Below are 24,038 nucleotides of genomic sequence, written 5' to 3'. Positions count from 1 at the left end.
CCCCTGTCAATGTCACGTACGTCTCGTATTGGGGGTAGGGTCGGAGGCGGTCGGGGACATCCCATACAGCTCGCCGGTACTGAACCGGCGCACCAACGAGGAGATCGGTTCGTGACGATCCGCGTAGGCATCAACGGATTCGGCCGCATTGGTCGCAACTACTTCCGCGCGCTCCTGGAGCAGGGTGCGGACATCGAGATCGTCGGTGTCAACGACCTGACCGACAACGCCACCCTGGTTCACCTGCTGAAGTACGACACCATCCTGGGTCGCCTGAAGCAGGACGTCAGCCACACCGACGACACCATCACGGTCGGCAAGCAGACCTTCAAGACGATGGCCGAGCGCGACCCGGCGAAGCTGCCCTGGGGCGAGCTGGGCGCCGACATCGTCATCGAGTCGACCGGCATCTTCACCAAGAAGGCCGACGCCGAGAAGCACATCCAGGCCGGCGCCAAGAAGGTCCTGATCTCCGCGCCCGCCAAGGGCGAGGACATCACGATCGTGATGGGCGTCAACCAGGACAAGTACGACGCGGCCAGCCACCACGTCATCTCCAACGCCTCCTGCACCACCAACTGTGTGGCGCCGATGGCCAAGGTTCTCGACGAGAACTTCGGCATCGTCAAGGGCCTGATGACCACGGTGCACGCGTACACCAACGACCAGCGCATCCTGGACTTCCCGCACTCGGACCTGCGCCGCGCCCGCGCCGCCGCGGAGAACATCATCCCGACCACGACCGGTGCCGCCAAGGCCACCGCGCTGGTCCTCCCGCAGCTCGAGGGCAAGCTGGACGGCATCGCCATGCGCGTCCCGGTCCCCACCGGCTCCGTGACCGACCTGGTCATCGAGCTGGAGCGCGAGGTCACCAAGGACGAGATCAACGCCGCGTTCCAGAAGGCGGCCGAGGGCCAGCTCAAGGGCATCCTGGAGTACACCGAGGACCCGATCGTCTCCTCGGACATCGTCAACTGGCCGGCCTCCTGCACCTTCGACTCCTCCCTGACCATGGCGCAGGGCAAGAGCGTCAAGGTCATCGGCTGGTACGACAACGAGTGGGGCTACTCCAACCGCCTGGTGGACCTGACCACCTTCGTCGGCGGCCAGCTCTGACACCTGCCTGACCAAGGCCAGGGCACGTAGATGTGCGGAAGGGGCTCGTAGGGCGCACCGAAGCGCCGTACGGGCCCCGTCCCATGACCGACCTACGCAACGGAGTCACTTCGCATGAAGACGATCGACGATCTCGCCCAGGAAGGGCTGTCCGGCAAGCGGGTCTTCGTCCGCGCGGACCTCAATGTGCCGCTGGACGGCACCACCATCACCGACGACGGCCGGATCCGCGCCGTCCAGCCGACGATCGCCAAGCTGGCCCAGCTCGGCGCCAAGGTGATCGTCGCCTCCCACCTGGGCCGCCCCAAGGGCGCCCCGGACCCGGCCTTCTCGCTGCGCGCCGCCGCCGAGCGGCTCGGTGAGCTGATCGGCCGCGACGTCGCCTTCGCCACCGACACGGTCGGCGAGTCGGCCCGCTCCGTCGTCGACGGGCTCAAGGAGGGCGAGGTCGCCGTCCTGGAGAACCTGCGTTTCAACCCGGGCGAGACCAGCAAGGACGATGCCGAGCGCGCGGCCTTCGCGGACCAGCTCGCGGCCCTCGCGGACGTGTACGTCGGTGACGGATTCGGCGCCGTGCACCGCAAGCACGCCTCCGTCTACGACCTCCCGGCCCGCCTGCCGCACGCCGCCGGCGACCTGATCGCCGCCGAGGTCACCGTCCTGAAGAAGCTCACCGAGGACGTCAAGCGCCCGTACGTGGTCGTGCTCGGCGGCGCCAAGGTCTCCGACAAGCTGGCCGTCATCGACCAGCTCCTCGGCAAGGCCGACCGGCTGCTGATCGGCGGCGGCATGGCGTACACCTTCCTCAAGGCCAAGGGCTACGAGGTCGGCATCTCCCTCCTCCAGGAGGACCAGATCCCGACCGTGACCGAGTACATGGAGCGCGCCGAGAAGAACGGCGTCGAGCTGGTGCTGCCGGTCGACATCCTGGCCTCGGCCGACTTCCCCGACCTGAAGACGAAGGCCCCGGCCGACTTCGTCACGGTCGACGCCGACCAGATCCCCTCCGACAAGGAGGGCCTGGACATCGGCCCGAAGACCCGCGAGCTGTTCGCTTCGAAGATCGCCGACGCCGAGACCGTCTTCTGGAACGGACCCGTAGGCGTCGCCGAGCACCCGGACTACGCCGGTGGCACCACCGCCATCGCGCGGGCCCTGCTGAACTGCGACGGCTTCACCGTCGTCGGCGGCGGCGACTCGGCCGCCGCGGTGCGCTCGCTCGGCTTCGACGAGAACGCTTTCGGCCACATCTCGACCGGTGGCGGCGCCAGCCTCGAATACCTCGAAGGCAAGACGCTCCCCGGCCTTGCCGCTCTGGAGGACTGAAGAACCGTGACTGACCGTACCCCGCTGATGGCGGGCAACTGGAAGATGAACCTCAACCACCTTGAGGCCATCGCGCACGTCCAGAAGCTCGCCTTCGCGCTCGCCGACAAGGACTACGAGGCCACCGAGGTCGCGGTCCTGCCGCCCTTCACCGACCTGCGCTCGGTGCAGACGCTGGTCGACGGCGACAAGCTCAAGATCAAGTACGGCGCCCAGGACCTGTCGGCGCACGACTCCGGTGCGTACACCGGCGAGATCTCGGGCGCCATGCTGGCCAAGCTCAAGTGCAGCTACGTGGCCGTCGGGCACAGCGAGCGCCGCCAGTACCACGGCGAGAACGAAGAGATCTGCAACGCCAAGGTCAAGGCCGCCTTCGAGCACGGCATCACCCCGATCCTGTGCGTCGGCGAGGGCCTGGACGTCCGCAAGGCCGGCAACCAGGTCGCGCACACCCTCGCCCAGGTCGACGGCGGCCTCGACGGCATCCCGGCCGAGCAGGCCGAGACCATCGTCATCGCCTACGAGCCCGTGTGGGCCATCGGCACCGGCGAGGTCGCCACGCCCGAGGACGCGCAGGAGGTCTGCGGCGCGATCCGCGGCCGTCTCGCCGAGCTGTACAGCCAGGAGCTGGCCGACAAGGTCCGCATCCAGTACGGCGGCTCGGTCAAGTCCGGCAACGTCGCCGCGATCATGGCGCAGCCGGACGTCGACGGCGCCCTGATCGGCGGCGCGGCACTGGACGTGGACGAGTTCGTCAAGATCGTCCGCTTCCGCGACCAGTAGCGGCTATGACGACGGGCCCGGCCCGTCGTACCCTGTCGGGGCCGGGTCCGGCGTCATGCGCGCCGCCCGGCCCCGTACCATTCGATCTTCTTCGGTACGTCCCGTCCGTCAGTCCTAGAGAGTTGGTCCAGCCGTGGTCATCGGGTTCTCGGTAGCCCTCATCGTCTTCAGCCTGCTGCTGATGATGCTGGTGCTCATGCACAAGGGGAAGGGCGGCGGCCTGTCCGACATGTTCGGCGGAGGTATGCAGTCCTCGGTCGGCGGTTCCTCCGTCGCGGAGCGCAACCTGGACCGCATCACCATCGTGATCGCTCTGCTCTGGTTCGCCTGCATCGTCGTGCTCGGCGTTCTGATGAAGCTGGACAGCTGACACGACGTCGGGGACGCGGCCTATCATGAAGGCGGCGTCCTCGGTGAGGGGTGTAACTCCTGTCACTGGACGCGCGTTGGGCCTTACGTAGACTGGGGCGCTCGCAGCGCGACTGCTGTTCGATGCTTCGCAGCACCATTACGCAGGGAGTTACAACCGTGGCAAGTGGCAACGCGATCCGAGGAAGTCGGGTCGGGGCGGGGCCGATGGGGGAGGCGGAGCGGGGCGAGTCCGCACCGCGCATCCGCATCTCCTTCTGGTGCTCGAACGGGCACGAGACTCAGCCCAGCTTCGCCGGCGACGCGCAGATTCCTGACACCTGGGACTGCCCGCGCTGCGGCTTCCCGGCAGGCAAGGACCGGGACAACCCGCCGGACCCGCCGCGCACCGAACCGTACAAGACGCACCTCGCGTACGTCCGGGAGCGCAGGAGCGACGCCGACGGCGAGGCGATTCTCGCCGAGGCCCTCGCCAAGCTCCGCGGAGAGATCTGACGGACAGCACACACACGTCGACCGGCCCGGCCGGAGGGGAAACGCCCTTCCGGCCGGGCCGTCCGCGTATCCGGCCTGTCGGCCGGGTACCGGCGGGAGGTGCCGAAACGGTTCGCCGGGGCGGCCGACAGCGGGGGGACACCTCATCCCGCGCCCTGATCAATTAGGTTGGGAGACGGCGGGGCCGGTACGAGAAGAAGAAGGCTGATGTCCGAGATGAACGCAGAAGGCCGCAACAGGCTCGACCAGACGCCTGAGTGGACCGCGCTGAACAAGCACCGGGAGCAGTTGGGGGAGGTGCACCTGCGCGAGCTGTTCGACCAGGATCCGGACCGCGCCGGACGCTACACCCTCAAGGTCGGCGACCTGCACCTGGACTACTCCAAGCACCTGGTCACCGACGAGACGCTGCGCCTGCTGCGCGAGCTCGCCGAGGCCCGGGGTGTCGCCGCCCTGCGGGACGCGATGTTCCGCGGCGACAAGATCAACGTCACCGAGAACCGGGCCGTGCTGCACACCGCGCTGCGCGCCCCCGAGTCCGCCACGATCACCGTCGACGGCGAGAACGTCGCGCCCGCCGTGCACGCCGTACTGCGCAAGATGCAGATCTTCACCGACCGGGTGCGTTCGGGCGAGTGGAAGGGCCACACCGGCAAGCGCATCAAGACGGTCGTCAACATCGGCATCGGCGGCTCGGACCTGGGCCCGGCCATGGCGTACGAGGCGCTGCGCGCCTACTCCCACCGCGACATGCAGTTCCGCTTCGTCTCCAACGTGGACGGCGCCGACCTGCACGAGGCCGTCCGCGACCTCGACCCCGCGGAGACGCTCTTCATCGTCGCCTCGAAGACCTTCACCACCATCGAGACGATCACCAACGCCACCTCCGCCCGCAACTGGCTGCTCACCGGCCTGCGGGCTGGCGAGGACGCGGTGGCCAAGCATTTCGTCGCCCTGTCGACCAACGCCGAGAAGGTCGCGGACTTCGGCATCGACACCGACAACATGTTCGAGTTCTGGGACTGGGTCGGCGGCCGCTACTCCTACGACTCCGCGATCGGCCTCTCGCTCATGATCGCGATCGGGGCGGAGCGGTTCCGCGAGATGCTGGCCGGCTTCCACCTCGTCGACGAGCACTTCCGCTGCGCGCCCGCCGAGGAGAACGTCCCGCTCCTGCTCGGCCTGCTCGGCGTCTGGTACGGCAACTTCTGGGACGCGCAGTCGCACGCGGTCCTGCCGTACAGCCACTACCTCTCCAAGTTCACCGCGTACCTCCAGCAGCTCGACATGGAGTCCAACGGCAAGTCCGTGGACCGCGAGGGCAACCCGGTGCGCTGGCAGACCGGGCCCGTCGTGTGGGGCACCCCCGGCACCAACGGCCAGCACGCCTACTACCAGCTCCTCCACCAGGGCACGAAGCTCATCCCCGCCGACCTCATCGGCTTCGCCAAGCCCGTCGAGGATCTCCACTCCGGCCTGGTGGCCCAGCACGACCTCCTGATGGCCAACCTCTTCGCCCAGGGCCAGGCGCTGGCCTTCGGCAAGACCCCCGACGAGGTCCGCGCCGAGGGCGTGGCCGAGGAACTGGTCCCGCACAAGACCTTCCAGGGCAACCGCCCCACCACCACGATCCTCGCCGAGGAACTGACGCCGTCCGTGCTGGGCCAGCTGATCGCGCTCTACGAGCACAAGGTGTTCGTCCAGGGCGCCATCTGGAACATCGACTCCTTCGACCAGTGGGGCGTCGAACTCGGCAAGGTCCTCGCGAAGCGGGTCGAGCCCGCGCTCACCGCGGGCTCGGAGGTCGAGGGCCTGGACGCCTCGACGCGGTCCCTGGTCGCCACGTACCGCGCGATGCGGGGCCGCTGATGGCGGCGGACGAGGTGGTGCCGGCGTTCCTGGACCTGCTGACCCCGGAGAACCGGGCGTGGCTCCAGGCCCGCCCGGAGACCGAACAGCGCGAGGTGGCGACCCGTCACCTGGAGGTTGTCCAGGGCGACAAGGAGCACGTCCTGGGCGCCTACGACACCCACGACACGGAGGTCGTGGGCGTAGCGGTGGGCGACCTCCAGGACCCCGCCCACCTCGCCAACGCGATGGTGCGCCAGGAACAGGAACGACGGCCGTGACCGGCTGAGCACGGCTGGAACGGGCCCGGCCCCTACGGACTTCGTCCTACGGTTCCGGACCCTCCCGTACGTGTTCGGCTGACACGTACGGGGGTGGGGGGACGCCTGCCCCCACCGGTAGAACGTCGCCGTACGGCGGGAGGGGGCGGGCCGCAGGACGGAGTCCGGAGGACCGTTCCCGTGCCCGGTCCTTGGCGGGCGCCGCCCGGCACGTGGGAGCCAGTCGGCCACGGAGTCCGGCCCGCCGTCGGGCGCCGAAACTCCGTCGGACTGCGGGCAGGCCGAGAGTAGTGCGGGACCGGCCCCTACGGACTTCGTCCTACGGTTCCGGACCCTCCCGTACGTGTCAGGCTGACGCGTACGGGGGTGGGGGGCGCCTGCCCCCACCGGTAGAACGTCGCCGTACGGCGGGAGGGGGCGGGCCGTAGGACGGAGTCTGGAGGACCGTTCCCGTGTCCGGTCCCTGGCGGGCGTCGCCCGGCGCGTGGGAGCCAGTCGGCCACGGAGTCCGGCCCGCCGTCGGGCTCCGAAACTCCGTTGGACTGCGGGCAGCACGGCAGTGGTGCGGGCCCGGCCCCTACGGACTTCGTCCTACGGTTCCGGACCCTCCCGTACGTGTTCGGCTGACACGTACGGGGGTGGGGGGACACCTGCCCCCACCGGTAGAACGTCGCCGTACGGCGGGAGGGGGCGGACCGTAGGACGAAGTCCGTAGGGCCGTTCCCGTGCCCGGGTACGGGGGTGCGCCACCCGCCGCCGGGAACGAGTCGGCCACGGCGCCCGGCCTGATACCGGGCGGCGAAACCCGCCGGACAGCATGACGACGGCCCCGCTCCCACGAGGGAACGGGGCCGTCGTACGTTGACCTCAGGCCGAAGCCGGCGGGTACAGTCCGCGCGGCAACTGTGAAGCTGCCGCCTCGTCCAGGAGCCACAGCGTGCGGCTGCGGCCGTGCGCGCCCGCGGCCGGGGCCTGGACCTCTCCGGCGCCGGAGAGCGCCATCGCCGCGGCCTTCGCCTTGTCCTCGCCCGCCGCGAGCAGCCAGACCTCCCGTGCCGCGCGGATCGCGGGCAGGGTCAGCGAGATGCGGGTGGGCGGGGGCTTGGGCGCGCCGTGTACGGCGACGACCGGGCGTTCCGTCTCCCGTACGGCGGGCAGCTCGGGGAAGAGCGACGCGACGTGGGTGTCCGGGCCGACGCCCAGGAGGAGGACGTCGAAGGACGGGACGGGGCCGTGGTCCTCGGGGCCCGCCGCGGCGGCCAGTTCGACCGCGTACGCTTCCGCCGCGGCGTCCGCGTCGCTGCCGTACGGGCCGTTGGACGGAGCCATCGCGTGCACCCGGGCGGGGTCCACCGGAACGCTGTCCAGCAGGGCCGCACGGGCCTGCGTGTAGTTGCGCTCCGGGTCGCCGTCCGGCAGGAACCGCTCGTCGCCCCACCACAGGTCGAGGCGCGACCAGTCCACCGCGTCCCGGGCGGGCGCCTCGGCGAGGGCCGCGAGCAGCCCGTTGCCGTTGCGGCCGCCCGTCAGGACGACGGAGGCGGAGCCGCGGGCGGCCTGGGCGTCCACGATCTTCGTGATCAGCCGGGCCGCGGCGGCCTTGGCCATCAGTTCCTTGTCGCGGTGGACGACGACCTGCGGCGCGCTCACTCGGAGGCCGCCTTGGAGGCCGCCTTCTTGGAGGCGGACTTCTTGGCCGGGGCCTTGGCCTTGCCTTCGGTCTTGTCCGCGGACTCGTCGGACGTGGCCTCCGCCGTCTCCGTCGCTCCCGCCGCGTCAGCGGCAGGCTCGTCGGACGACTCGGCCGCCTTCGCCGCCAGCGGCGTCTGCGTCCGCTGCGGTTCGCCGAGCCGGTCGACGCCGTACTTCAGCGTGGAGGCGTACGTGTCGTCCGGGTCGAGCCGGCGCAGCTCCTCCGCCAGCAGTTCGGAGGTCTCGCGCCGCTTGAGCGCCACGTTGCGGTCCGGCTGGCCCTGCATGGAGAGCGTGGCCAGCGAGCCGTCCGCGCGGTCCAGCGCGACCGGGCCGCAGTCCGTCTCCATCCGGACGGCCGTCAGGCCGGGGCCGGCCGAGAGGAGCCGCCGGACGGGTACGCCCAGCCGGTCCGCGAGCCACATGCCGAGGAGTTCGACGCTGGGGTTGAACTCCTCGCCCTCGACCTCGACCTCGGCGACCTTGCACGGCAGCTGGTCCAGCGCCGCCGCCAGCATCGAGCGCCAGGGGGTGATGCGGGTCCAGGACAGGTCCGTGTCGCCGGGCGAGTACGCCTCGGCGCGCTCGGCGAGTTCCCGGATCGGGTTCTCGGCGGTGTACATGTCGGTGACGCGCCGCTGGGCGAGTGCGCCGAGCGGGTCGCGCGCCGCGTCCAGCGGGGCGTTGACCGGCCACCACACGACGACCGGGGCGTCCGGCAGCAGCAGCGGCAGCACCACGGACTGGGCGTGGTTGATGGCCTCGCCGTAGAGCCGCAGTACGACCGTCTCACCGGTACCGGCGTCCGCGCCCACGCGGACCTCGGCGTCCAGGCGTGCCTTGGCGCGGTCGCGGGGCGACCGGCTGACGCGCTTGATGACGACGAGGGTGCGCGAGGGGTGTTCGCGGGACGCCTCGTTGGCGGCCTTCAGGGCGTCGTAGGCGTTCTCCTCGTCGGTGACGATGACGAGGGTGAGCACCATGCCGATGGCCGGGGTGCCGATGGTACGACGGCCCTGGACCAGCGCCTTGTTGACCTTGCTGGCCGTGGTTTCCGTCAGATCGATCTTCATGGCCGACGCCAGCTCCGTCCGTCTCGTGCGAGCATTTCGTCCGCCTCGTCCGGTCCCCAGGTCCCGGCCGGGTACTGCGCGGGCTTGCCGTGCCGGTCCCAGTACTCCTCGATCGGGTCGAGAATCCGCCAGGACTGCTCGACCTCCTCGACGCGCGGGAAGAGGTTGGCGTCGCCGAGCAGCACGTCCAGGATCAGGCGCTCGTACGCCTCCGGGCTGGACTCGGTGAAGGACTCGCCGTACGCGAAGTCCATCGAGACGTCCCGCACCTCCATGGAGGTGCCGGGCACCTTCGAGCCGAACCGCATGGTGACGCCCTCGTCCGGCTGGACGCGGATCACCAGGGCGTTGTGCCCCAGCTCTTCGGTGGCGGTGTGGTCGAAGGGGGAGTGCGGCGCGCGCTGGAAGACGACCGCGATCTCCGTGACGCGGCGGCCGAGGCGCTTGCCGGTGCGCAGGTAGAAGGGGACGCCGGCCCAGCGGCGGTTGTCCACCTCCAGCTTGATCGCCGCGTAGGTGTCGGTCCGGGAGTTGGGGTCGATGCCCTCTTCCTCCAGGTAGCCGACGACCTTCTCGCCGCCCTGCCAGCCGGCCGCGTACTGGGCGCGCACCGTCTCCTTGCCCAGGTCGGCGGGGAGCCGTACGGCGCCCAGCACCTTGGTCTTCTCGGCGACGAGCGCGTCCGCGTCGAAGGAGGCGGGCTCCTCCATGGCGGTCAGCGCGAGCAGCTGGAGCAGGTGGTTCTGGATGACGTCACGGGCGGCGCCGATGCCGTCGTAGTAGCCGGCGCGGCCGCCGATGCCGATGTCCTCGGCCATGGTGATCTGGATGTGGTCGACGTAGGACCGGTTCCAGAGCGGCTCGAACAGGGTGTTGGCGAAGCGCAGCGCCAGGATGTTCTGGACCGTCTCCTTGCCGAGGTAGTGGTCGATCCGGAAGACCTCTTCCGGCGGGAAGACCTCGTGGACGATCCGGTTGAGCTCCTGGGCGCTCTCCAGGTCGTGGCCGAAGGGCTTCTCGATGACCGCGCGGCGCCAGGAGTGCTGGCTCTGGTCGGCCAGTCCGTGCTTCTTGAGCTGCTGGACGACCTTGGGGAAGAACTTGGGGGGCACGGACAGGTAGAAGGCGAAGTTGCCGCCGGTGCCCTGGGCCTTGTCGAGTTCCTCGATGGTGTCCTTGAGGGTCTCGAAGGCCTCGTCGTCGTCGAAGTTTCCCTGGACGAACCGGCAGCCCTGGACGAGCTGCTGCCAGACCTCCTCGCGGAACGGCGTACGGGAGTGCTGCTTGACGGCCTCGTACACCTCCTGTGCGAAGTCCTGGTGCTCCCATTCGCGGCGGGCGAAGCCGATGAGGGAGAAGCCCGGCGGCAGCAGCCCGCGGTTGGCCAGGTCGTAGACGGCAGGCATCAGCTTTTTACGGGACAAATCGCCCGTGACACCGAAGATGACCAGGCCCGACGGCCCCGCGATACGCGGGAGCCGTCGGTCTGCAGTGTCACGCAGCGGATTGCTGCTGGACAAGGTGGGTCAGCCCTCCGAAGGAGCGAGGCGCTTGAGCTCCGCCTCAGTGGACTTGAGCAGGTCGTTCCAGGACGCCTCGAACTTCTCGACGCCCTCGTCCTCCAGCACCTGCACGACGTCGTCGTACGAAATGCCGAGCTTCTCCAGCGCGTCGAGGTCGGCCTGGGCCTGCTCGTAGGTGCCGCGCACCTTGTCACCGGAGATCGTGCCGTGGTCGGCGGTGGCCTCCAGGGTGGCCTCGGGCATGGTGTTGACCGTGTTCGGCGCGACCAGTTCCTCGACGTACATGGTGTCCTTGAGCGACGGGTCCTTCACGCCGGTCGAGGCCCACAGCGGACGCTGCTTGTTGGCGTGCGCCTTGTCCAGCGCGGCCCAGCGGTCCGAGGAGAAGACCTCCTCGTACGCCTGGTAGGCGAGGCGCGCGTTGGCGACGGCGGCCTTGCTCTTGAGGGCCTTGGCCTCGTCGGTGCCGATCGCGTCCAGGCGCTTGTCGGTCTCGGTGTCCACGCGGGACACGAAGAAGGACGCCACCGAGTGGATCTTGGACAGGTCCAGGCCCGCGGCCTTGGCCTTCTCCAGACCCTCCAGGTACGCGGCCATCACCTCGCGGTAGCGCTCCAGCGAGAAGATCAGCGTGACGTTGACGCTGATGCCGCGGGCGATCGTCTCGGTGATCGCCGGCAGACCCGCCTTGGTGGCCGGGATCTTGATCAGCGCGTTGGGGCGGTCCACCAGCCAGGCCAGCTGCTTGGCCTCGGCGACGGTGGCGCGGGTGTTGTGGGCCAGGCGCGGGTCGACCTCGATGGAGACCCGGCCGTCCTGGCCGTCGGTGGCGTCGAAGACCGGACGCAGGATGTCGGCCGCGTCCCGGACGTCCGCCGTGGTGATCATCCGGATGGCTTCCTCGACGGTCACCTTGCGGGCCGCGAGGTCGGTGAGCTGGGTGTCGTACCCGTCGCCCTGCGAGATGGCCTTCTGGAAGATCGACGGGTTGGTGGTGACACCGACGACGTGCTGCTGGTCGATCAGCTCGGCCAGGTTGCCGGACGTGATCCGCTTGCGGGACAGGTCGTCCAGCCAGATCGCGACGCCTTCGTCGGAGAGGCGCTTGAGTGCGTCTGTCATGGGGTTTGCATCTCCTACTGGGTGGTGTACGGGCGTCAGCGCGTGGCCGCTGCGAGGGATTCCCGGGCCGCCGTGGCGACCGCGTCGGCGGTGAAGCCGAACTCGTGGAAGAGGACCTTGGCGTCCGCCGAGGCACCGAAGTGCTCCAGCGAGACGATGCGGCCCTGCGTGCCCACGTAGCGGTGCCAGGTCAGACCGATGCCGGCCTCGACCGCGACCCGGGCCTTGACCGTCGGCAGCAGCACGCTGTCGCGGTACCCCTGGTCCTGCTCCTCGAACCACTCGACCGACGGCATCGAGACGACGCGCGTCGGGATGCCCTCGGCCTGGAGCGCTTCGCGCGCCTCGACGGCGAGCTGCACCTCGGAGCCGGTGCCGATCAGGATGACCTGCGGTTCGCCGCCCTCGGCCTCGAACAGCACGTAGCCGCCCTTGGCCGCGGCCGGGTTCGCCTCGTACGTCGGTACGCCCTGGCGGGTCAGTGCGAGGCCGTGCGGCGCGGGCTTGCTCTGGTGGCGGCGCAGGATCTCGGACCAGGCGGTGGCGGTCTCGTTGGCGTCGGCCGGGCGCACGATGTTCAGGCCCGGGATGGCGCGCAGCGCGGACAGGTGCTCGACCGGCTGGTGGGTCGGGCCGTCCTCGCCGAGACCGATGGAGTCGTGCGTCCACACGTACGTCACCGGCAGCTGCATGAGCGCGGCGAGCCGGACGGCGGGGCGCATGTAGTCGGAGAACACCAGGAAGGTGCCGCCGTAGATGCGGGTGTTGCCGTGCAGCGCGATGCCGTTCATGGTCGAGCCCATGGCGTGCTCACGGATGCCGTAGTGCACCGTGCGGCCGTACGGGTTCGCCTCGGGCAGCGGGTTGCCCTCGGGCAGGAACGACGAGTTCTTGTCGATCGTGGTGTTGTTCGAGCCGGCGAGGTCGGCGGAGCCGCCCCACAGCTCGGGCACGACCGCGCCCAGCGCCTGGAGGACCTTGCCGGAGGCCGCGCGGGTGGCGACGCCCTTGCCGGTCTCGAAGGCGGGCAGCGCCTTCTCCCAGCCGTCCGGCAGCTCGCCCGCCTGGATGCGGTCGAACTGGGCGGCGCGCTCCGGGTTGGCGGAGCGCCAGGCGGCGAAGGACTTGTCCCACGTCGCGTGCTCCTGGCGGCCGCGCTCCCAGGCGGCGCGGGTGTGCGCGAGCACCTCGTCGGAGACCTCGAAGGACTTCTCCGGGTCGAAGCCCAGCACCTTCTTGGTGGCCGCGACCTCTTCGTCGCCCAGCGCGGAGCCGTGCGCGGCCTCGGTGTTCTGGGCGTTCGGGGCGGGCCAGGCGATGATCGAGCGGGCCGCGATGAAGGAGGGGCGCTCGGTCTCGGCCTGCGCCGCCTTCAGGGCCTCGGCCAGGCCCACCGGGTCGAGGTCGCCGCTGGGCAGCTGCTCGACGCGCTGGACGTGCCAGCCGTAGGACTCGTAGCGCTTGAGGGTGTCCTCGGAGACCGCGGTCTCGGTGTCGCCCTCGATGGAGATGTGGTTGTCGTCCCACAGCAGTACGAGGTTGCCGAGCTTCTGGTGGCCCGCGAGCGAGGACGCCTCGCCGGAGACACCCTCCTGGAGGCAGCCGTCACCGGCGATGACCCAGACGGTGTGGTCGAACGGCGAGGTGCCGGGGGCGGCCTCGGGGTCGAACAGGCCGCGCTCGTAGCGGGCGGCCATGGCCATGCCCACGCCGTTGGCGACGCCCTGGCCGAGCGGTCCTGTGGTGGTCTCCACGCCGACCGTGTGGCCGTACTCCGGGTGGCCCGGGGTCTTGGAGCCCCAGGTGCGGAAGGACTTCAGGTCGTCCAGCTCCAGGCCGTAGCCGGCCAGGTAGAGCTGGATGTAGAGGGTCAGGCTGGAGTGGCCGGCGGACAGCACGAACCGGTCGCGGCCGGTCCACTTCGCGTCGGCGGGGTCGTGCCGCATCAGCTTCTGGAAGAGAACGTAGGCGGCCGGCGCGAGGCTCATGGCGGTACCAGGATGGCCGTTACCGACCTTCTGCACGGAATCCATGGCCAGGACGCGAACGGTGTCGACGGCCCGCTGGTCCTGATCGGTCCACTCGAAATCTGTGGTGGTCGGCTTGGTGCTCACCCTGAGTCAGGGCTCCTCTCCACATGTCGAATGCCGGGGACGGTATGTCCGCCGGGCGTTGTCGAGCCTACCCCTGCATCTACGGCCATCTTTTCGACGGAGCGTCGACGGCTCGTCCTGGTGAAACTCGACGCCTTAGGCAACCAAATCCGGACTCCGGGCATTCCTGCCCCGGACGAGACGGCCACCACTCAAGACTGCCGGGCGGTGCCCGCATCCGCCTCCTGAACGGCGTGAACGGCGGGCGAAGCGTGCACCAAGACGCGCGGGGCGCAGCGGACGGCGGCGCGTGGGCGACGGGCCGGAATCCCCGCGCGGCGCGCGCGGGAACCGGTGGGGGGTACGGCCCCGGCGGCCCCGGCGCCGCCTCAACACGACCCCACCCCCGCGAAGGCCGTCGTATGGCCAACGTCTAAAGTGGCGTGGTACGCGCAAGCCTTAACCGGGTTTTCACAACCGGGAATGCTTGCTGGCCTTATCTTCGCGGCGCAAGCCGCTGATGTTACTTCCAGGGGTGTGCGTGACGGCCGTCGAATCCCGTCCTGCGGGTGTCCTGGCCCAGGGCCCGCAGGGTTCAGGTCACCGTCCGTTCGGGGCCCGTGTCAAGGCTTTCGTGGCACTGACCAAGCCGCGCGTCATCGAGCTGCTGCTGATGACGACGATCCCGGTGATGTTCCTGGCCGCCGGCGGCGTCCCCGATCTGTGGCTGGTACTGGCCACCTGTATCGGCGGTTATCTCTCCGCGGGCGGTGCCGCCGCCTACAACATGTACATCGACCGCGACATCGATGCCCTGATGGACCGCACCTCGCAGCGGCCGCTGGTCACCGGAATGGTCTCGCCCCGCGAGTGCCTGGTCTTCGCGACCGCACTGGCGGTCGGTTCGACGGCCTGGTTCTGGTTCCTGGTCAACCCGCTGTCGGCGGCGCTGTCGCTCGGTGCCCTGCTGTTCTACGTCATCGTCTACACGATGATCCTCAAGCGGCGTACCGCGCAGAACATCGTCTGGGGCGGCATCGCGGGCTGCATGCCGGTCTTCATCGGCTGGTCCGCGGTCACCAACACCGTCTCCTGGGCCTCGGCCATCCTCTTCCTCGTCATCTTCTTCTGGACGCCGCCGCACTACTGGCCGCTGTCGATGAAGGCCAAGGACGACTACGAGCGGGTCGGCGTGCCGATGCTGCCGGTCGTCGCGGGGAACAAGGCCGTGGCGCGCCAGATCGTGGCGTACAGCTGGGTGATGGTCCTGGTGTCGCTGCTGCTCCAGCCGCTGGGCTACACCGGCTGGTTCTACACGGTGGTGGCGGTGCTCTGCGGCGCCTTCTGGCTGAAGGAGGCGCACGCCCTCCAGTCCCGCGCGAAGGCCGGGATCACCGGGCCCAAGCTCAAGGAGATGCGGCTCTTCCACTGGTCGATCACCTATGTGTCGCTGCTGTTCGTGGCCGTCGCCGTGGACCCGTTCCTGCGGTAGGGCACGTTCCGCCGAGTGTCCCGAGGGCCCGCCACGACGCGTTCGTGGCGGGCCCTCGGCGTTCCGTCCGGCACTTCCCCCGCTGATTACCGGCGGGTAGCATCCTGTCCATGGCAGACACTCAGCAGGCGGACGCGGCGGACGAGCAGGTCGACGGGGGCCGGACGGACAAGCGGGCCGAGCGGCGGACCGCTCGGCTGGCCAAGGAGATCGCGGCCTTCGCCGCCTCCCACGGCGGCAGCGCCGACGGCCAGCTCGCCCACATCGCCCGCGGCAGCATCCGGATCGCGCTGGTCGGCGCCGACGGCGAGTGGGGCAACCTCGTCGCCGGTACGCAGGACATCGCGCGGGCCGCGGCCGGGCGGGCCGGCGTCACCCTGCACGACGCGTTCGACGGCGAACTGGCGGCCAAGGTGCGCACCGGTCCGTACGAGTGGTCGCGGATGGCGGGCATCCAGGTGGGCGGTCCCTCCAACACCTGAACCCGCGGCCGGGCGCCGGACCGCCGGTTCCGCCCGTGCGGACCGCGTCGAACGGCGTCGCGGCCCGGCCGGGACCGCTACCTGACGACCGCGTCGTCCGTTGAGCCCATCAGGGGCGGCTCCACGCCGCGCCGGGTGGGCTTTTTCGGCTTTTCGGCTTTTTCGGCGCCACGGGCGTCGTCGGCTTCGGCGAGGAGGGGCGGATGGACCACCTGCCACCGCTCGTGGACCAGCACAGCCACGGCGCGCTCCACGGGGACCTCGGGCTGGGCGCCTTCGAGGCGCTCCTGGCCGCCGCCTCCGGCGGCCACGGCCCGGCGCCCGTCGGCACCACCTTCTTCGACAGCTGGACCGGCCTCGGCGTACGCCGCTGGTGCCCGCCGCTCCTGGGCCTGGAGGCGCACTGCCCGCCCGCCCGCTACCTCGCCCGCCGACGGGAGCTGGGCGCCTTCCACGCCGGCCGCCTGCTGCTGCGCGGCGCCGGCATCGGCACGTTCCTGCTGGAGACCGGCGCACCCAGCGACCTGACCTCGGCCGGTGAGCTGGCTGCCGCCGCCGGGGCCCGTGCCCACGAGGTCATACGGCTCGAACCGCTCGCCGAACAGATCGCGGACACCTCCGGCAGCGTCGACTCCTTCATCGGCTACACGGCCGAAGCGATCTACGCGGCAGCCCAGGGCGCGACCGCCTTCGCCTCCGGCGCCGCCTTCTGCGAGGGCCGGGCGCCCGAGGCAGGTGAGGTGCGGCGCGCTGCCGACCGGTGGCTGCGGGGCCGCAGGCCGGGGGAGCGGCTGGCCGAGCCGTCGCTGCTGCGGTACCTGCTGTGGAGCGCGGTCGCCACCGGCGTACCCGTACAGCTGCACGGGCCCGATCCGCGGCCGCTGGAGGGCTTCCTTGCGGCGACCGCCGGTATCGGTACGGACCTGGTGCTGCTGCCGCAGTCGCCGCACCACCGCAGGGCGGCGCAGCTGGCCGCGGTCCACCCGCACGTTTACGCGGACGCCGGGCCGCGCCCCGAGGAGACGCTTGTGCAGGCCCCGTTCGGCAAGCTGCTGTTCTCCACGGGGGCGCGGGCGCTGCCCGAGCTGTACGTGACGGGTGCGCGCTTCTTCGTACGGGCCGTGGAACGGGTCGTACGGGAGTGGGCGGAGGAGGGCATGTGCGCGCGGGAGGACGCGGGGCGGATCGCCGCCATGGTCGCGTCCGGGACCGCGCGCCGCGTCTACCGGCTGGAGGCGGAGGTGCCGGCGGCCGGCTGAGGCTCGGCGGGAGCGGGCACCTCAGGGCTCGCTGCCGCCGCGGGCCCACCGTCGGCAGTGGGGGAGCCGAGCTCACCGTCCGGTACGGGACCCCGGTCGCGCAGCGCCAGGTGAATCCGCAGCACGCAGATCCACACCAGCGTCGAGACCAGCATGTGCAGGCCGACGACGATCTCCGGCAGGCCCGCGAAGTACTGGGTGTAACCGATCACGCCCTGGAGCGCGATGCAGCCGAACAGCTCCAGCATCATGCGGCGCGGCGCGGCCGGAGCCTTGACGGCGCGCAGCGTGAACCACAGGGCCACGGACAGGCCGACGACGATGTAGACGAAGTCGACGTGCAGCTGGGTGATCTCGCGCCAGTCCACCGGGATGCGGTGGACCTCCTTGGCGTCGCCCGCGTGCGGTCCGGCGCCGGTGACGACCGTACCGAGGACGGTGAGGGCGCCGGTCGCCAGGACCAGCAGCCCGGCGAGCTGGCGCACCGGCCGGGAGACCAGGTCCCGCGGCGCCTCGTCGCCCTCCGCGGCCCGCCGCCAGGCCAGCACGGAGACCGTGAGCAGGGCGGTGGTGAGGAGGAAGTGCGCGGCGACCAGGTACGGGTTCAGGCCGGTCAGGACGACGATGCCGCCCCAGACCGCGTTGCCCATGACGATCCAGAACATCGCCCAGCCGAGCCGGGTGAGCGAGCGGCGCCGGGGCGCGCGGGCGCGGGCCGCGATGATGAACACGCCGATGAACGCGCACAGCACGTACGTCAGCAGGCGGTTGCCGAACTCGATGAGGCCGTTGATGCCCATCGCGGCGGTCGGCGTCAGGCTGTCCGGGGTGCACTTGGGCCAGGTCGAGCAGCCCAGCCCGGACTGGGTGAGCCGGACGGCGCCGCCCGTCACGACGATGACGACGGACATCACGACGGTGGCCAGCGCGGCCCGCCGTACGAAGGCGGCGCTGGGCTGCCAGCGGCGCGCGATCAGCTCAAAGGGGTTCCACGTGTTCGGCACGCAGCCATCGTAGGCGGCGGCTTGTGCAAAGTTTCACGAGGGGGGTGCGCAACGCGCGGGCCATTCCGTACCCGCAGGTCACGCCATTCCCGGCGGAAGAACTACTCCCGGCAGAAGATCCGCTCCCGGCAGAAGAACCACTCCCGGCGGAAGAACCACTCCTGGCGGAAGAACTACTCCCAGCGGAAGAACTTCGCCGCCGCGCCCAGCCCCAGCACCGACCACACGGCCAGGATGCCCAGGTCGCCCCAGGGAACCCCCGCGCCGTGCTGGAGGACGTCCCGCAGACCGTCCGAGAGCGCGGAGATCGGCAGCAGCCCGAGCACCGACTGCGCCGCGTCCGGGAACTTGTCCAGCGGAACGATCACGCCGCCGCCCACCAGCAGCAGCAGGAAGACGAGATTGGCCGCCGCGAGCGTCGCCTCCGCCTTGAGGGTGCCCGCCATCAGCAGACCGAGGCCGGAGAACGCCGCCGTGCCCAGCACCAGCAGCAGCACCACCGACAGCGGGTTGCCGTGCGGGGACCAGCCCAGCACGAACGCGATCACCGTCAGTAGCACGATCTGGAGGATCTCGGTCACCAGCACCGAGCACGTCTTGGCCGTCATCAGCGCCCAGCGGGGCAGCGGGGAGGCGGCGAGCCGCTTGAGGACCCCGTAACGGCGCTCGAAGCCGGTGGCGATGGCCTGCCCGGTGAAGGCGGTGGACATCACGGCCAGGGCCAGGATGCCCGGCGTGAGGAAGTCGACCGCCTTGCCCGCGCCCGTGTCGACGATGTCGACGGCGGAGAACAGCACCAGCAGCAGCGTCGGGATGACGACGGTCAGCAGCAGCTGCTCACCGTTGCGCAGCAGCATCTTCGTTTCGAGGAGGGCCTGGGCGCGGATCATCCGGGACAGCGGCGCCGCGCCCGGCCGGGGAGCGAAGGTGCCGGTGGCGCCGGCCGCGCCGCCCCAGTCCGTCGTGCCGGTGGCGGTCATGAACGCAGCTCCTTGCCGGTCAGTTCGAGGAAGACGTCCTCCAGGGTGTGCCGCTCGACGGCCATGGCGTCCGGCAGCACGCCGTGCTGCGCGCACCAGGAGGCGACGGTTGCCAGCAACTGCGGGTCGATCTTGCCGGACACGCGGTACGTGCCGGGCGTCAGCTCGGCCGCGGCGCTGTCCGCGGGCAGCGCCTTGAGCAGCGCTCCCAGGTCGAGTCCGGGCCGGCCGGTGAAGCGCAGGGTGTTCTCGGCGCCGCCCTTGCACAGCTCCTCCGGGCTGCCCTGGGCGACGACCCGGCCGCCGTCGATGATCGCGACGTCGTCGGCGAGCTGTTCGGCCTCGTCCATGAAGTGGGTGGTCAGTACGGTGCTGACGCCGTCGGCGCGCAGTTCCCGTACGAGGTCCCAGGTGGCGTGCCGGGCCTGCGGGTCCAGGCCGGCCGTCGGCTCGTCCAGGAAGACCAGCTCGGGGCGGCCCACGACGGCCATGGCCAGCGCGAGCCGCTGCTGCTGCCCGCCGGACAGCCGCCGGTAGTTCGTGCGGCCGCAGCTGCCCAGGCCCAGCCGGTCGATGAGCAGGTCCACGTCGACGGGGTGGGCGTGCAGGCTCGCGGTGTGCCGCAGCATCTCCTCCGCACGGGCGCCCGCGTAGACGCCGCCGGACTGGAGCATCACGCCGATACGGGGGCGTAGCGTCGCGGCGTCGGCGACCGGGTCCAGACCCAGGACGCGGACGGTGCCCGCGTCGGGGCGGCGGTAGCCCTCGCAGATCTCGACGGTGGTGGTCTTCCCGGCGCCGTTGGGGCCGAGGACGGCGGTCACCGAGCCCGCCTCGACCCTGAGGTCGAGGCCGTCCACCGCGGTCTTGGTCCCGTACCGCTTGACCAGGCCGGTGACCTCGACGGCAGGCGGACGGCCGGGGGTCCGGGGGGTGTCCCCGGAGGAGGCGCTGCGCATGACCGGCAGTCTACGAAGCGCGGGGGTGTGCACAGGAGCGGGGGCGAAAAGGCGCGGGTGTCCTTCGGGTGGGGGAGCGGGGTGCCCTGTGCGGGGCGTAGATCGTCCGGGCTCCGGACCGGGGGTGCGCGGCGGTCCGTCGGAGGCGTTCGGCATCGATGAACCAGCAGGTCAGAATGGGTGCGAGTACCCCCGTACGAGGTGCTGCGACCACCGCGATTAGGTGACCCTAAGTGATCGAGGCCACCTGTCCGTGATCCGGTCGAGGGTTGTCTCGGCCTGAGGAATTACGCAACAATGGCGTTGTGAAATACGCGAGCGAGGACCAGGAAGGCACCGTGGCCCGTCCGGCCGGCGGGCCGGACCGCCCCGCGCCCGCGAGGGCGCCGCGGTCCGCCACCGGCGCCGCGCCGCACCACGACGAGCAGCAGGGCACGCGCAACCGCGTCGCGCGCTCCATCCTCGACCACGGTCCGTCCACCGCGGCCGAGCTGGCCCTCAGGCTGGAGCTGACCCAGGCGGCCGTCCGCCGCCACCTCGACACCCTCGTCGCGGAGAACGTGGTCGAGCCCCGCGAGAAGCGCGTCTACGGCGCGCGCACCCGCGGCCGCCCGGCCAAGGTCTTCGCGCTCACCGACTGCGGCCGGGACGCCTTCGACCAGTCCTACGACCAGCTCGCCGCCGACGCGCTGCGCTGGATCGCGGAGAGCGCCGGCGGCGGCGAGCTCGGCGGGGCCGCGGTCGCGGCGTTCGCCCGCGCCCGGTTCGCCGCGCTCGCCGAGGTGTACCGCGAAGCCGTCGAGGCCGCGTCGCCCGAAGGCCGTACACAGGCCCTGGCCGAGGCGTTGACCGCGGACGGGTACGCTGCTACGGCGCGCAGCGCGCCCAGTCATCAGCTAGGTGAGCAGCTCTGCCAGCACCACTGCCCGGTCGCCCACGTCGCCGAGCAGTTCCCGCAGCTGTGCGAGGCGGAGACCGAGGTCTTCTCCCGCCTGCTGGGGACCCACGTGCAACGTCTTGCCACCATCGCCCACGGCGACGGTGTCTGCACGACCTTCGTCCCGAAGGGCCGCGAGGCCGGCAAGACCGCCCACAGCACCACCAAGACCACCAATGCTTCTGCAAGCACGGCCGGGAGGAACCCCGCATGACTCTCCCCACGGAGACTGCTCACCCTGAGCTTGAGGGCCTGGGCACGTACGAATACGGCTGGGCCGACTCCGACGTGGCCGGCGCTTCCGCCAAGCGCGGCCTGTCCGAGGAGGTCGTCCGCGACATCTCGGGCAAGAAGAACGAGCCCGAGTGGATGCTCAAGCTCCGCCTCAAGGGCCTGAAGCTCTTCGGCAAGAAGCCCATGCCGAACTGGGGCTCGGACCTGTCGGGCATCGACTTCGACAACATCAAGTACTTCGTCCGGTCCACGGAGCAGCAGGCCGCCTCCTGGGAGGACCTGCCCGAGGACATCAAGAACACCTACGACAAGCTGGGCATCCCCGAGGCGGAGAAGCAGCGGCTGGTCGCGGGTGTCGCCGCGCAGTACGAGTCCGAGGTGGTCTACCACCAGATCCGCGAGGACCTGGAGCAGCAGGGCGTCCTCTTCCTGGACACCGACACCGCGCTCAAGGAGCACCCGGAGCTCTTCCAGGAGTACTTCGGCACGGTCATCCCGGTCGGCGACAACAAGTTCGCCTCGCTGAACAGCGCGGTGTGGTCCGGCGGCTCGTTCATCTACGTGCCCAAGGGCGTCCACGTCGACATCCCGCTCCAGGCCTACTTCCGGATCAACACCGAGAACATGGGCCAGTTCGAGCGGACGCTGATCATCGTCGACGAGGACGCCTACGTCCACTACGTCGAGGGCTGCACGGCGCCGATCTACAAGTCCGACTCGCTGCACTCCGCGGTCGTCGAGATCATCGTGAAGAAGGGCGGCCGCTGCCGCTACACGACGATCCAGAACTGGTCGAACAACGTCTACAACCTGGTCACCAAGCGCGCCGTCGCCTACGAGGGCGCGACCATGGAGTGGGTCGACGGCAACATCGGCTCCAAGGTGACGATGAAGTACCCGGCCGTCTACCTGATGGGCGAGCACGCCAAGGGCGAGACCCTGTCCATCGCCTTCGCGGGCGAGGGCCAGCACCAGGACGCGGGCGCCAAGATGGTCCACATGGCCCCGCGCACCTCGTCCAACATCGTCTCCAAGTCGGTGGCGCGGGCCGGCGGCCGTACGTCCTACCGCGGCCTGATCGAGATCGGCGAGGGCGCCGAGGGCTCCAAGTCCAACGTGCTGTGCGACGCCCTGCTCGTCGACACGATCTCCCGCTCGGACACCTACCCGTACGTCGACGTCCGCGAGGACGACGTCACCATGGGCCACGAGGCGACCGTCTCCAAGGTCAGCGACGACCAGCTCTTCTACCTGATGGCGCGCGGCCTGTCCGAGGACGAGGCGATGGCGATGATCGTGCGCGGCTTCGTCGAGCCGATCGCCCGCGAGCTGCCCATGGAGTACGCGCTGGAGCTGAACCGGCTGATCGAGCTGCAGATGGAAGGCGCGGTCGGCTGACGCCGCCGCACGCAGCGACTGAATTCTCACGAGGAAGAGAGCACGACGACAGCCATGGCTGAGGCTCAGACAATCCCGGCGGGGTCCACGACCACCGGCTCGATCGCGGTGGCCGCCGAGTCCACCGTCGCCACCCGGATGAGCGCGCCGCCGTCCTACGACGTGGCGGACTTCCCGGTTCCGCACGGCCGCGAGGAGGAGTGGCGCTTCACGCCCCTCGCGCGCCTGAAGGGCCTGCACGACGGCACCGCCGTCGCGTCCGGCGCCGACCTGAAGATCGACATCAAGGCGCCCGAGGGCGTCACCCACGAGCTCGTCGACCGCGCCGACCCCCGCGTCGGCAAGGCCGGCAAGCCCGTCGACCGGATCGCCGCCCAGGCGTACAGCTCCTTCGAGAAGGCGTCCGTCATCTCGGTGCCCAAGGAGACGGTGCTCACCGAGCCGATCCGGATCTCCGTGCACGGCGAGGGCGGCACGGCCTACGGCCACCAGGTCGTCGAGCTGGGCGCGTTCGCCGAGGCCGTCGTCGTCATGGACCACACCGGCGGCGCCACGCTCGCCGCCAACGTCGACTACCTCATCGGCGACGGCGCCAAGCTGACCGTCGTCTCGGTGCAGGACTGGGACGACACCGCCGTCCACGTCGCCCAGCACAACGCGCTGGTCGGCCGCGACGCCGGCTTCAAGTCCGTGGTCGTCACCTTCGGCGGCGACCTGGTCCGGCTGCACCCGCGGGTCACGTACGCGGCCCCCGGCGGCGAGGCCGAGTTCTACGGCCTGTACTTCACCGACAACGGCCAGCACCAGGAGCACCGCCTCTTCGTCGACCACGAGGCGGCCAACTGCCGCTCCAACGTCGTCTACAAGGGCGCCCTCCAGGGCCAGGACGCACACGCCGTCTGGATCGGCGACGTGCTCATCCGGGCCGCCGCCACCGGCACGGACACCTACGAGCTCAACCGCAACCTGGTGCTGACCGACGGCGCGCGGGTGGACTCGGTGCCCAACCTGGAGATCGAGACCGGCGAGATCGTCGGCGCCGGCCACGCCTCGGCGACCGGCCGCTTCGACGACGAGCAGCTGTTCTACCTGATGGCGCGCGGCATCCCGGCCGACGAGGCCCGCCGCCTGGTCGTCCGCGGCTTCTTCACCGAACTCGTCCAGCAGATCGGTCTGCCGGACGTGGAAGAGCGCCTGATCGCCAAGATCGAGGCCGAGCTGGAAGCGTCCGTGGCATGAGCCCGGCCTATGTACGTGTCTGCGGGCTGGGCGAGCTGGAGGCGGACAGCCCCAAGCGCGTCGAGATCGACGGTGTGCCGGTCTCCCTCGTCCGCACCGAGGGGGAGGTGTTCGCGATCAACGACATCTGCTCGCACGCGAACGTCTCGCTGTCCGAGGGCGAGGTGGACGACTGCTCGATCGAGTGCTGGCTGCACGGCTCCAGCTTCGACCTGCGCACCGGCAAGCCGTCCGGCCTCCCCGCCACGCAGCCCGTTCCCGTATACCCCGTAAAGATCGAAGGAGAGGGCCCGGACGCTTCCGTGCTCGTCTCCGTCACCCAGGAGTCCTGAG

At 70.5% G+C, this 24,038-nt stretch carries 22 protein-coding genes; 14 read left to right on the top strand and 8 right to left on the bottom strand.

Going from position 1 to position 24,038, the window contains the following annotated elements; translation table 11 throughout:
• The first annotated feature begins 111 nt into the window (after nt 1–111).
• From gap to A6A06_RS07020, 7 genes are all read left to right on the top strand, one after another.
• On the top strand, nt 112–1,116 hold the full coding sequence (gene gap / locus A6A06_RS07050) for a type I glyceraldehyde-3-phosphate dehydrogenase (RefSeq protein WP_073760178.1): 1,005 nt from the start codon (nt 112–114) through the stop codon (nt 1,114–1,116).
• 114 nt (nt 1,117–1,230) lie between these two features.
• A complete protein-coding gene (locus tag A6A06_RS42570; RefSeq protein WP_073760177.1) occupies nt 1,231–2,442 on the top strand; it encodes a phosphoglycerate kinase in 1,212 nt (403 codons plus the stop codon).
• A 6-nt stretch (nt 2,443–2,448) separates the two neighbouring features.
• The gene (tpiA, locus tag A6A06_RS42565; RefSeq protein ID WP_073760176.1) at nt 2,449–3,225 is read left to right on the top strand and encodes a triose-phosphate isomerase; all 777 of its coding nucleotides are present in this window, start codon (nt 2,449–2,451) and stop codon (nt 3,223–3,225) included.
• A gap of 133 nt (nt 3,226–3,358) precedes the next feature.
• Nucleotides 3,359–3,595 (top strand): preprotein translocase subunit SecG, encoded by a 237-nt coding sequence (secG, locus tag A6A06_RS07035; protein WP_003986537.1) that lies wholly within the window; start codon nt 3,359–3,361, stop codon nt 3,593–3,595.
• A gap of 158 nt (nt 3,596–3,753) precedes the next feature.
• Nucleotides 3,754–4,089, top strand: a complete 336-nt coding sequence (locus A6A06_RS07030; RefSeq protein ID WP_003986538.1) for an RNA polymerase-binding protein RbpA — start codon at nt 3,754–3,756, stop codon at nt 4,087–4,089.
• Nucleotides 4,090–4,305: 216 nt separating this feature from the next.
• Entirely contained in the window at nt 4,306–5,958 is a 1,653-nt protein-coding gene (gene pgi, locus A6A06_RS07025; protein ID WP_073760257.1) for a glucose-6-phosphate isomerase, read from the top strand.
• Nucleotides 5,958–6,218, top strand: coding sequence for a hypothetical protein (locus A6A06_RS07020; protein ID WP_073760175.1), 261 nt, complete (start codon nt 5,958–5,960; stop codon nt 6,216–6,218). The genes pgi and A6A06_RS07020 overlap by 1 nt, the downstream gene beginning before the upstream one ends.
• Before the next feature lie 867 nt (nt 6,219–7,085).
• Here A6A06_RS07020 and pgl read toward each other — a convergent pair.
• Genes pgl through tkt form a run of 5 tightly spaced genes read right to left on the bottom strand, consistent with a single transcriptional unit; the run spans nt 7,086 to nt 13,742 of the window.
• Complete coding sequence (pgl, locus tag A6A06_RS07015; protein WP_073760174.1) at nt 7,086–7,868, bottom strand: 6-phosphogluconolactonase; 783 nt, start codon at nt 7,866–7,868, stop codon at nt 7,086–7,088.
• Nucleotides 7,865–8,983 carry a glucose-6-phosphate dehydrogenase assembly protein OpcA gene (opcA, locus tag A6A06_RS07010; protein WP_073760173.1) on the bottom strand — a complete coding sequence of 373 codons (1,119 nt, stop codon included), beginning with the start codon at nt 8,981–8,983 and terminating at the stop codon, nt 7,865–7,867. Before opcA ends, pgl begins: the two co-directional genes overlap by 4 nt.
• Nucleotides 8,980–10,503 (bottom strand): glucose-6-phosphate dehydrogenase, encoded by a 1,524-nt coding sequence (gene zwf / locus A6A06_RS07005; protein WP_073760172.1) that lies wholly within the window; start codon nt 10,501–10,503, stop codon nt 8,980–8,982. Before zwf ends, opcA begins: the two co-directional genes overlap by 4 nt.
• Before the next feature lie 6 nt (nt 10,504–10,509).
• Nucleotides 10,510–11,628, bottom strand: coding sequence for a transaldolase (gene tal, locus A6A06_RS07000; RefSeq protein ID WP_073760171.1), 1,119 nt, complete (start codon nt 11,626–11,628; stop codon nt 10,510–10,512).
• 35 nt (nt 11,629–11,663) lie between these two features.
• A complete protein-coding gene (gene tkt / locus A6A06_RS06995; protein ID WP_073760170.1) occupies nt 11,664–13,742 on the bottom strand; it encodes a transketolase in 2,079 nt (692 codons plus the stop codon).
• A 520-nt stretch (nt 13,743–14,262) separates the two neighbouring features.
• Between tkt and A6A06_RS06990 the strand changes: the two genes are divergently transcribed.
• The 3 genes from A6A06_RS06990 (at nt 14,263) to A6A06_RS06980 (ending at nt 16,954) form a co-directional block, all read left to right on the top strand.
• Nucleotides 14,263–15,213 (top strand): heme o synthase, encoded by a 951-nt coding sequence (locus A6A06_RS06990; RefSeq protein ID WP_073760169.1) that lies wholly within the window; start codon nt 14,263–14,265, stop codon nt 15,211–15,213.
• A gap of 110 nt (nt 15,214–15,323) precedes the next feature.
• Nucleotides 15,324–15,695, top strand: coding sequence for a hypothetical protein (locus A6A06_RS06985; RefSeq protein ID WP_073760167.1), 372 nt, complete (start codon nt 15,324–15,326; stop codon nt 15,693–15,695).
• Nucleotides 15,696–15,898: 203 nt separating this feature from the next.
• Nucleotides 15,899–16,954 (top strand): amidohydrolase, encoded by a 1,056-nt coding sequence (locus A6A06_RS06980; RefSeq protein ID WP_073760165.1) that lies wholly within the window; start codon nt 15,899–15,901, stop codon nt 16,952–16,954.
• Here the strand turns inward: A6A06_RS06980 and A6A06_RS06975 are convergent.
• The 3 genes from A6A06_RS06975 to A6A06_RS06960 all read right to left on the bottom strand — a co-directional run bounded on the left by A6A06_RS06975 (nt 16,918) and on the right by A6A06_RS06960 (nt 19,897).
• Nucleotides 16,918–17,958 carry a COX15/CtaA family protein gene (locus tag A6A06_RS06975; RefSeq protein WP_073760162.1) on the bottom strand — a complete coding sequence of 347 codons (1,041 nt, stop codon included), beginning with the start codon at nt 17,956–17,958 and terminating at the stop codon, nt 16,918–16,920. The two genes, A6A06_RS06980 and A6A06_RS06975, sit on opposite strands and share 37 nt — an antisense overlap.
• 173 nt (nt 17,959–18,131) lie before the next feature.
• Entirely contained in the window at nt 18,132–18,938 is an 807-nt protein-coding gene (locus tag A6A06_RS06965) for an ABC transporter permease (protein WP_073760160.1), read from the bottom strand.
• Nucleotides 18,935–19,897 (bottom strand): ABC transporter ATP-binding protein, encoded by a 963-nt coding sequence (locus tag A6A06_RS06960; RefSeq protein WP_073760158.1) that lies wholly within the window; start codon nt 19,895–19,897, stop codon nt 18,935–18,937. The genes A6A06_RS06965 and A6A06_RS06960 overlap by 4 nt, the downstream gene beginning before the upstream one ends.
• A 305-nt stretch (nt 19,898–20,202) precedes the next feature.
• On the opposite strand from A6A06_RS06960, the gene A6A06_RS06955 reads away from it, so the two are divergent.
• Genes A6A06_RS06955 through A6A06_RS06940 form a run of 4 tightly spaced genes read left to right on the top strand, consistent with a single transcriptional unit; the run spans nt 20,203 to nt 24,037 of the window.
• On the top strand, nt 20,203–21,048 hold the full coding sequence (locus A6A06_RS06955) for a helix-turn-helix transcriptional regulator (protein WP_073760156.1): 846 nt from the start codon (nt 20,203–20,205) through the stop codon (nt 21,046–21,048).
• Nucleotides 21,045–22,466, top strand: coding sequence for a Fe-S cluster assembly protein SufB (gene sufB / locus A6A06_RS06950; RefSeq protein WP_073760154.1), 1,422 nt, complete (start codon nt 21,045–21,047; stop codon nt 22,464–22,466). Before A6A06_RS06955 ends, sufB begins: the two co-directional genes overlap by 4 nt.
• Nucleotides 22,467–22,520: 54 nt before the next feature.
• Nucleotides 22,521–23,705, top strand: coding sequence for a Fe-S cluster assembly protein SufD (gene sufD, locus A6A06_RS06945; RefSeq protein ID WP_073760152.1), 1,185 nt, complete (start codon nt 22,521–22,523; stop codon nt 23,703–23,705).
• Nucleotides 23,702–24,037, top strand: coding sequence for a non-heme iron oxygenase ferredoxin subunit (locus tag A6A06_RS06940; protein WP_073760151.1), 336 nt, complete (start codon nt 23,702–23,704; stop codon nt 24,035–24,037). The genes sufD and A6A06_RS06940 overlap by 4 nt, the downstream gene beginning before the upstream one ends.
• The last annotated feature ends 1 nt before the right edge of the window (nt 24,038 follow it).

It is taken from the genome of Streptomyces sp. CB02923 (assembly GCF_001905005.1).
Classification (GTDB): domain Bacteria; phylum Actinomycetota; class Actinomycetes; order Streptomycetales; family Streptomycetaceae; genus Streptomyces.
The sequence above is the reverse complement of the archived record's forward strand: the minus strand, read 5'-3'. Positions and strand labels throughout refer to the sequence as shown.

Excerpts from the sequence above, each read along its gene's own strand:
- A6A06_RS42570 (WP_073760177.1), top strand. The coding sequence starts at position 1,231 with ATGAAGACGATCGACGATCTCGCCCAGGAAGGGCTGTCCGGCAAGCGG.
- pgi (WP_073760257.1), top strand. The coding sequence starts at position 4,306 with ATGAACGCAGAAGGCCGCAACAGGCTCGACCAGACGCCTGAGTGGACC.
- A6A06_RS07020 (WP_073760175.1), top strand. The coding sequence starts at position 5,958 with ATGGCGGCGGACGAGGTGGTGCCGGCGTTCCTGGACCTGCTGACCCCG.
- opcA (WP_073760173.1), bottom strand. The coding sequence starts at position 8,983 with ATGAAGATCGATCTGACGGAAACCACGGCCAGCAAGGTCAACAAGGCG.
- tal (WP_073760171.1), bottom strand. The coding sequence starts at position 11,628 with ATGACAGACGCACTCAAGCGCCTCTCCGACGAAGGCGTCGCGATCTGG.
- A6A06_RS06985 (WP_073760167.1), top strand. The coding sequence starts at position 15,324 with ATGGCAGACACTCAGCAGGCGGACGCGGCGGACGAGCAGGTCGACGGG.
- A6A06_RS06980 (WP_073760165.1), top strand. The coding sequence starts at position 15,899 with ATGGACCACCTGCCACCGCTCGTGGACCAGCACAGCCACGGCGCGCTC.
- A6A06_RS06965 (WP_073760160.1), bottom strand. The coding sequence starts at position 18,938 with ATGACCGCCACCGGCACGACGGACTGGGGCGGCGCGGCCGGCGCCACC.
- A6A06_RS06960 (WP_073760158.1), bottom strand. The coding sequence starts at position 19,897 with ATGCGCAGCGCCTCCTCCGGGGACACCCCCCGGACCCCCGGCCGTCCG.
- sufB (WP_073760154.1), top strand. The coding sequence starts at position 21,045 with ATGACTCTCCCCACGGAGACTGCTCACCCTGAGCTTGAGGGCCTGGGC.
- sufD (WP_073760152.1), top strand. The coding sequence starts at position 22,521 with ATGGCTGAGGCTCAGACAATCCCGGCGGGGTCCACGACCACCGGCTCG.
- A6A06_RS06940 (WP_073760151.1), top strand. The coding sequence starts at position 23,702 with ATGAGCCCGGCCTATGTACGTGTCTGCGGGCTGGGCGAGCTGGAGGCG.